The sequence below is a fragment of the Moorena bouillonii PNG genome (assembly GCF_001942495.1).
GTDB lineage: Bacteria > Cyanobacteriota > Cyanobacteriia > Cyanobacteriales > Coleofasciculaceae > Moorena > Moorena bouillonii.
In genome coordinates this window covers 5,533,924-5,542,060 of record NZ_MKZS01000001.1, presented here as the reverse complement: position 1 = coordinate 5,542,060, position 8,137 = coordinate 5,533,924, and the positions used below count along the sequence as shown (strand labels likewise).

The 8,137-nt window shown below is 43.1% G+C and carries 7 protein-coding genes; 3 read left to right on the top strand and 4 right to left on the bottom strand.

Annotated features, from left to right (window positions below; genetic code table 11):
• Window positions 1-142: 142 nt before the first annotated feature.
• Complete coding sequence (locus tag BJP37_RS22535) at window positions 143-913, top strand: sporulation protein (protein WP_075902130.1); 771 nt, start codon at window positions 143-145, stop codon at window positions 911-913.
• 180 nt (window positions 914-1,093) lie between these two features.
• Window positions 1,094-1,456, top strand: coding sequence for a four helix bundle protein (locus tag BJP37_RS41430; RefSeq protein ID WP_198954148.1), 363 nt, complete (start codon window positions 1,094-1,096; stop codon window positions 1,454-1,456).
• A gap of 61 nt (window positions 1,457-1,517) precedes the next feature.
• On the opposite strand, the gene BJP37_RS22530 is transcribed toward BJP37_RS41430, so the two are convergent.
• Window positions 1,518-2,402: a fructosamine kinase family protein gene (locus BJP37_RS22530; RefSeq protein ID WP_075902128.1), complete on the bottom strand. Its 885-nt coding sequence runs from the start codon at window positions 2,400-2,402 to the stop codon at window positions 1,518-1,520.
• A gap of 273 nt (window positions 2,403-2,675) precedes the next feature.
• Between BJP37_RS22530 and BJP37_RS39810 the strand changes: the two genes are divergently transcribed.
• Window positions 2,676-2,852 carry a hypothetical protein gene (locus BJP37_RS39810; RefSeq protein WP_158069719.1) on the top strand — a complete coding sequence of 59 codons (177 nt, stop codon included), beginning with the start codon at window positions 2,676-2,678 and terminating at the stop codon, window positions 2,850-2,852.
• Here BJP37_RS39810 and BJP37_RS22525 read toward each other — a convergent pair.
• The 3 genes from BJP37_RS22525 to BJP37_RS22515 form a co-directional block, all read right to left on the bottom strand.
• Window positions 2,810-4,093, bottom strand: coding sequence for a M16 family metallopeptidase (locus tag BJP37_RS22525; protein ID WP_075902126.1), 1,284 nt, complete (start codon window positions 4,091-4,093; stop codon window positions 2,810-2,812). The two genes, BJP37_RS39810 and BJP37_RS22525, sit on opposite strands and share 43 nt — an antisense overlap.
• A 161-nt stretch (window positions 4,094-4,254) precedes the next feature.
• The gene (locus tag BJP37_RS22520) at window positions 4,255-5,736 is read right to left on the bottom strand and encodes a pre-peptidase C-terminal domain-containing protein (RefSeq protein WP_075902124.1); all 1,482 of its coding nucleotides are present in this window, start codon (window positions 5,734-5,736) and stop codon (window positions 4,255-4,257) included.
• 609 nt (window positions 5,737-6,345) lie between these two features.
• On the bottom strand, window positions 6,346-7,827 hold the full coding sequence (locus BJP37_RS22515; protein WP_075902122.1) for a PPC domain-containing protein: 1,482 nt from the start codon (window positions 7,825-7,827) through the stop codon (window positions 6,346-6,348).
• Window positions 7,828-8,137 lie beyond the last annotated feature (310 nt).

The window sequence follows — 8,137 nt, the reverse complement described above, 5'->3', positions numbered from 1 at the left end:
TAGCTCTTTCGCTGTTTCTGACTCTTCCTAATTGTAAAAAACCTACCCTTGTGAGATCTCCCCGACTCCCTACTCCCAACTCCCTAAAACTCCAGAATCATAGATTAAGCTAGTAGCAAAGTTAGGTAAAAAACTAGAATCTATGTTCAAAAAACTATTAGCTCAGGTTGGCATTGGAGCAGCAAAGGTAGATACACGTTTGTACTTTGATTCCCTAGCTCCTGGGGAAATGGTAGAAGGGGAAGTTTATATGACTGGGGGAGATGTTTCCCAGAAAATTGATGATATTTATATTTATCTGGTTACGGAATACTTGCGGGAAGAAGAAGATACCTCAATCACAGAGGAATGCATATTAATGCAATATCGCCTCTCGGAACACTTCAACTTGCAGGCAAAAGAGGAGATAGTTATTCCATTTTCTTTTCCCCTGCCAGAGGAAACACCACTGACATTAACCAGTCAACCAGTATTTTTACGTACTGGCTTAGATATACCAATTGCCGTTGACCCGAAAGATACCGATTACATTGAGGTACATCCACACCCCCTAATGCAAGCGGTGTTTGATGCATTAGAAAACCTAGGCTTTCAACTTCATGAAGTCGATTGTCAGTACAATACTCACTTTGGGAGTAGATATCCATTCGTCCAAGAGTTCGAGTTTCGACCGATGGGTAAGTATCAGGGTAGCTTGGATGAATTGGAAATCATTTTTGCTCTCTACTCAGAAGACTTAGAAGTTTTCCTAGAAATAGACAAACGAGCCCGTGGATTTGGTGGTTTCCTAGAAGAAGCTTTCGACCTAGATGAACGTTATGTCCAATTTCAGGTAACACTGGATGACCTCAATCTTCCTACGGGTGAATTAGAGGCAATGATTGAGGAGATTATTGAGAGTCAAATTAACTAAAGTACTTCTTTAGTAGAGAACAGGGAAGAGGTTTAGTAGGGAACAGGGAACAGGGAACAGGGAACAGGGAAGAGAGAAGAGGGAAAAAATCCTGTGTACCTTATTAGTCTAGAAAGCTCTATCCATAGGGAACAGAGAACGGGTCACAAGGAACAGAGTAGTAAATTGAGAGATTTTTAAATGTCAGGCATAAATGATTTTAAAGACTTAAAAATTTGGCAAAAAGGTATGGAGATAGCAGAAAAGTGTTATTTTTTGACTAAACTCTTTCCTAAAGAGGAGTTATATGGTATGGTGCAACAAATAAGAAGAGCTGCGGCATCTATTCCAGCTAATATAGCAGAGGGGTACGGAAGGCGATCAACACCTGAATATATCAGATTTTTGAATATTGCCCAAGGGTCAATTAACGAATTAGAAACACATATTCTTTTATCTGAAAGAGTAGGATTATCTAATCAAAAAGATCTAGACTTGATTAGTTCTTTACTTCGAGAAGAGAGTCGAATGATTATTGCTCTTATTAAAAAGCTAGAAACCTGATTTCTGTTCCGATATCCCCTGTTCCCTGTTCCCCGTTCCCTGTTCCCTATTCCAAGCTGAATTAATCTCTCAAAATCTGATCAATCATCCGGTTAGCTTGGGATTCATAACCACTACCAAACAGATTAAAGTGATTGAGGATGTGGTAAAGGTTATAGAGTTTTTTCCGCTGTTTGTAACCTTGCTCTAAAGGCCACACCTCGTTATAGCCTCGATAAAATGCTGCTGGGAAACCACCAAACAATTCGGTCATGGCAATATCAACTTCGCGATCGCCTACATAAGTAGCTGGGTCAAAAATTACTGGTTCTCCCGCCATGGTAATAGCCGCATTACCACCCCATAAATCACCATGTACTAACGAAGGTTGAGGCTGATGATCCAGTAATTTAGGAACTACTGTCAGTAATTGGTCTTGTTTCGGGAAATGACCACTGCGACGCCGTGCTAGCTGAAACTGATAACCCAGGCGATACTCTACAAAAAACTCTACCCAATCCGACATCCATTGATTAACTTGTGGTGTGGAACCAATAGTATTATTTTGATTCCAACCAAACTTACCCATCTCGGTTGAACCTTGGGGAGTAGCAGCCTGATGCATGGCTGCTAACTGATGTCCCATTTTTACCCAAGACTCGGTACTGTTACCGCCACCAAGGTCTAGCCACTCCAAGACAATATAAGAACAATCGACGGCAGTGCCATAGCAAATTGGTTTCGGGATTCGGATTGTCTGGGTTGCCACCATCTGCTTGAGACCGAGAGCTTCGGCCTCAAACATATAGACTTGAGAAGCAGCATTGAGTTTAACAAAATACTTATTAGTCTTACCGACCAGAGCATAACCCTGATTAATACAGCCACCACCAACAGATTGGCGCTGGTTAATCTCAAAGGTTTCACCGGTGACTTGGCTGATCTGGTCAGCAATTTCTTTCCACATTTTAGAGGGAGTAGGGAGTAGGGAGTAGGGAGTAGGGAGTAGGGAGTAGGGAGTAGGGAGTAGGGAATAGGGAGTAGGGAGTAGGGAGTAGGGAGTAGGGAGTAGGGAGTAGGGAGTAGGGAGTAGGAGGAATAAAATTGACTATACCTTATAAGTAGGATAGTAGGATAAATGCTATAGATAATTTTGAATTCAGCAACAATTCAGCAAAAAAGGAATGTGTTGACCGTTGACGGTTAAGTGTAAAACCAACTCAGCACCAACTGACTACTCTTGAACTGGCTTGATGCTATAGCAATCCGTGTAGGAATTGTGGTAATTTTTGATGCCCGATTCCCGATTCCCGATTCCCGACTCCCGACTCCCGATTCCCGATTCCCGATTCCCGATTCCCGATCCCCGATTCCCTACTCCCCGTTCCCTGTTCCCTTTGCGATCACAATACCATAAGCATGGGGAGACAGATACTGCTGTGCAGCCTTTTGGATATCAACAGCACTAACTGATTTAATATGACTAGGGTAATTCAGTGCTGGTTCTAAATCCCCGACTTGGGAGTAATAGTAACCATATAAATTGCTGCGAGCGCTTGGTTTTTCATTACCAAAGATAAACTGATTGGCGACTTTGGTCCGAATCCGAGCAATCTCTGAGTCTGATACCAATTCTGTCTGACAGCGATGGATATGGTTTGCGATCGCATTCTCCACCTCTGCCAAATTCTCAGCTGGCAGTTTAGCAGAAATGTAAAACACCCCTTGCAGCCGCTGAGTGATATTACTAACCCCAATTTGAGTAACCAGTTGCCGTTCTTCTCGCAAATCCCTAAACAGCCTGGACATACGACCTCGTCCTAAAATTCCTGCCAGCACATCCAAAGCATAGGTTTCCTTCAACTCAGGTATACCAGGCACCCGCCACACCATCACCAGCCGCGCTTGTTGTAAAGACTCATCCACATACTCCCTACGGACAATGTTCTCGAAAGCTGGTTCAGGGGTAAGGTTTGTTCTATCTTCTATCGCCCTTGGCTGTGCTTGACTAAATCCATTGCTGACAATTTCAATTAATTCCGTAACTGGCAAATTCCCCACCACTGCTGCAGTCATAGACTCTGGTTGATACCAACTACCGTGAAAGTCACGCATCTGCTGAGGCTGGAGTTGTTCAATCACCGAGGCAGGTCCAAGCACAGGACGTCGATAGGGTAACTGGTCAAAAGTAGTCTCCATTGCCCACCTATGGGTGCGGCGGCGGGGATTATCCTGGGAACGGCGAATTTCTTCCAAAACTACCATACGCTCCTTTTCAAAGCCATGGTCAGGAATACTAGGATTGAGTACCACCTCTAGCTGTAATGGTGCCAGGTCGGCAAAATCTTTAGGAGCTGTAGTGATGTAATAGTGAGTGTAATCCTGACTTGTAGCCGCATTGGTTACAGCACCCCGTTGCTCAATCAGCCGCTCAAACTCACCACTTTGCAATTTTGGTGTGCCCTTAAACACCATATGCTCCAGAAAATGAGCCATACCATTAATCTGATCCGATTCCACTGCAGAACCGACATTAATCCAAACATTCAGATTCACAGCTTCAACCGGCATCTGCTCCGCCACAATGGTTAACCCATTCGGTAGCCTTTCAACAGTCGGAGCATTGAGCGAGGGAGTATTGAGCAAACTGGAAGTCATTAAATTAATCACTGATTGACCACTATTTATTAATAGTAATCTTTCTGTTTGATATAGGGTTTTTGATATAGCAAAGGGAATCGGGAATCGGGCATCGGGAATCGGGAATCGGGATTAGCCACGATAACACCACACTTCCCATCTCCATTAAAATCATTCCATTATTCAGCAACGCCGCCAGTAATAGAGTATTGTCCTAAGCTGCCGTAATCACTATATCCGGTAGCTAAGTTTCCAAGACCCGTACCATCAATGCTTAGATAGTACTGTCCTGGATTGAGGTCAAGATTAAAGCTAGCAGACAGAGAACCGATAGGATTAGAGACGCTAATCAGTTGACCAGAAGCATTATATAGTTTAGCCAGAATGTCTAAATTAGGTCCTCGCTCAAAAGGCTTAATATCTAGCGCTATGTTGCCCGTTGTTGAATTGAACTGGAACCAGTCAATGTCGTTATTTTGTTCAATGATGCCATAAGTTTCTACCTGACCACCATTGAAAGATAGCGCTGCTGCACTGGTTCGACTGTTACTATAATCGTCCAGGCGATAGCCAAAACCATTTTGCCCAGTGATGATATCTAGGTCATCTTCTTGGTTGCTGGCACCGGTATACTCACCTTTGCTCCATTGAGTTAGATTTCTATCGTTGCCCTCTCCCATAATAGGAGCCCACCCTGTTTCGACACTGCCATTGTCATGACCAGTGTAATAGTGGTTGGTTAAATTACCGTCATGTGTCAGACCCAAGCTATGACCTACCTCATGGCTAATAGCTTCAGCCACCGCTTTCTCACTACCTCCAGCGCGATTCTCTGAAAAAATAAAAACGGGGGTATCAGTGTTCCAGTTGAATGAATCCATATAAGCCAAACCACCGGTACCTTGTTGATACCAAGAACCATCTCCCCCAATCACAACGCGAATCCCCCATTGGGAATCACTAGCGCTGGTTTTTTTGAGTTGGTCATCGGAAGGTTGGGCAGTAGTCACATTCACATCAAAGGGACTAAAGTCTTCTGCCACCCGTTGCCAAATGCGCCAAATGGTCTCTGTCTCAGCAGTGGAAAAATTTGAAGTATTCCCATCTGTGTCATAGGCAGGGGTCACAATGGGACTCCCGAACTTCTGGTTCCATAGGGTATTTGTGGTAGTTTGACCATCAAAGTCAAGGTAGATAATGTGGTCTGCGTCTGGATTGCTGTTGAGGGAAAAGACTTGGTTCGGGCTCAAGGGCTGATAGGTATTTGGTTTGGTAGTTGCAGCAATTCCAATAGTGGTAGTACTTTCAGGTAACTCTAAATCATCGGAAACAATGCCATTGCTACCAAGAGCGTAGGGTCTTACCTCGGCAAAGTAAGTGCCATTGGTAGCAGTGTAGTTGATCACATTCTTAGCATTGCCACCCTCTAAAGACCTAGCCACGTTTTGGTCGCCAAAGTCCAAGATGCCATTATTCTTAGTGTCCCAATAGAGTCTGAGGTTAGCATCATCACCGGCACTGATCTGGTATAAATTTAGCTTAATTTGACCGTTGTTTGAGACCCTAAACTTAAACACATCAGTGCGGTCTAAGAGCCTAAGCTCCCCATTGCGGCTGATGAGATTGCCCGTGAAAGTGCCTAAATCATCGAAAATACCCATGATTCACTCCTGACTTTTTTTCTCTGTGAAAAGAAATAGAAATTAGCCCAAAAACTTGATTTTTTTTGAGCTTTACTACATCTACAGCTTAGAGGATATCTGAAAAGTTTTTTGATACTGAATTTTGCCCCCCTAGCCCCCCAACTTTGGGGGGAACAAGAGTCAATTTGCTTCTAAAAGTCCCCCAAAATTGGGGGATTTAGGGGGCTTGGATGTAGCAAATGAGACTTCTCAGACAACCTCTTAATAAACCACACCTAAATTTTGTAATATTTGTAAGCCAAGTTTATCAGCTCTTAATTTTAGCGGTGCGACCCGTGGCGAATTTAATTACGGGTCAAGGGCACCGTAACGAAATTAGCTTAATGATCACAGTTGTCAGAGCTGATTGGTAAAGTAAGCTATAACCATGACACTGGAAGGATTTCAGGAATTCGGTCTAGTTTGAGACCTGTTCCCTGAAATCCATATCTGTCAAGGGATTTGAGCGATGAATATTTACTATAAATTAGCTATAAATTAACGCTTATGGATTACTATACATCCTCAACATAACCTTCGATATTGGAATATTTTTAGGAACGTTTCTAAGGCTAAATATTGCAGGATCTAAGCAATCGTGCCAGTAATAGAGTATTGTCCTAAGCTGCCGTAATCACTATATCCGCCAGTAATTAGGTTTCTTTCACCAATACCCTCAACGCTTAGATAGTACTGTCCTGGATCAAGGTCAACATTAAAGCTAGCAGACAGAGAACCGATGGGATTAGAGAAGCTAATCAGTTGACCAGAAGCATTATATAGCCTAGCCAGAATGTCTAAATTAGCTCCTCGCTCAAAAGGCTCAATATCTAGGGCTATGTTGCCCGTAGTGGAATTGAACTGAAACCAGTCAATGTCGTTATTTTTTTCAATGATGCCATAATTTTCCACCTGACCATCATTGATGGATAGCGCTGCTGCACCGGTTCGCCAGTTACTATAATCGTCCTGGCGATAGCCAAAACCATTTTGCCCAGTGATGATGTCTAGGTCATCTTCTTGGTTGCTGGCACCGATATAGTCACCTTGGCTCCACTGAGTTAAGTCCTTTAAATCACTATTCCCCATGATAGGAGCCCATCCTGTTGGGCCGCTGCCATGACCAGTGTAATACTCGGTGGTAAAATTACCGTCATGTTCAAGACCCAAGGTATGACCTACCTCATGGCTAATGGTCTCAGCAACCCCTTTCTCACTGCCGTTATACACTTCTGAAAAAACAAAGGTGGGGGTATCAATGTCGTCGTTGAATGAATCAAGATAACCCACACCAACGACACCTGGTTTATTATACCAAGAACCATCTCCCCCAATCACAACGCGAATGCCCCATTCGGAATCACTACCGCTAGTTTTTTTGAGTTGGTCCTCGGAAGGTTGGGCAGTAGTGACATTGACATTAAAGGGACTAAAGTCTTCTGCCACCCGTTGCCAAATGTGCCAAATCGTCTCTTTCTCAGCAGTGGAGAAATTTGAAGTATCCCCATCCGTGTCATAGGCAGGGGTTACAATAGGATTTCCGTAGTAATCGTTCCAGTCAGTACCTGTGGTGGTGTGACCATTAAAGTCAAGGTAGATAATGTGGTCTGCGTCTGGGTTGCTATTTAGGGAAAAAACTTCGTTGGGGTTAAAGGGCTGATAGGTATTTGGTTTGCTAGTTGGGGTAGTTCCAGTTCCAGTCGTAGTAGTACTTCCAGACAACTCTAAATCATAGGAAACAATACCATTGCTACCAGGAGCGTAGCGTATTACCTGGGCAAAGTAAGTGCCACTGGTAGCAGTGTAGTTGATCACATCGTCAGCATTGCCACTCTGTAAAGATCTAGCGACATTTTGGTCGCCAAAGTCCAAGATGCCATTGTTGTTAGTGTCCTGATAGAGTCTGAGGTTAGCATCATCACCGGCACTGATATTGTTTAGATTTAGGTTAATTTGACCGTTGTTTGAGAGGCTAAACTTATACACATCACTGCGGTCTAAGATTCTAAGGTCCCCATTGCGGATGATGGAATTACCTGTGAAAGTGCCTAAATCCTCGAAAGTCCCCATGATTAACTCCTGTTTTTTTTCTGTGAAAAGCAATGTAAATTAGCCCAAAAAAATAATTTTTGTTGCGCTTAACTACATTTACACAGTAATCAACCAAACCTAGTTTTGTAATATTTGTAAGCAAAGTTTATCAGCTCTTAATTTTGAACAAAATTAGCTTAATTATTACCGTTGTCAGAGCTGATTGGTAAACTAAGCTATAACCCTGGCGCTGCAATGCTTTCATCGATTAGTGCCCTTAGGGAACCCCTGTTCCCTGAAATCCATATCTGTCAAGGGATTTGAGCTCTTAATATTTACTTTATAAATT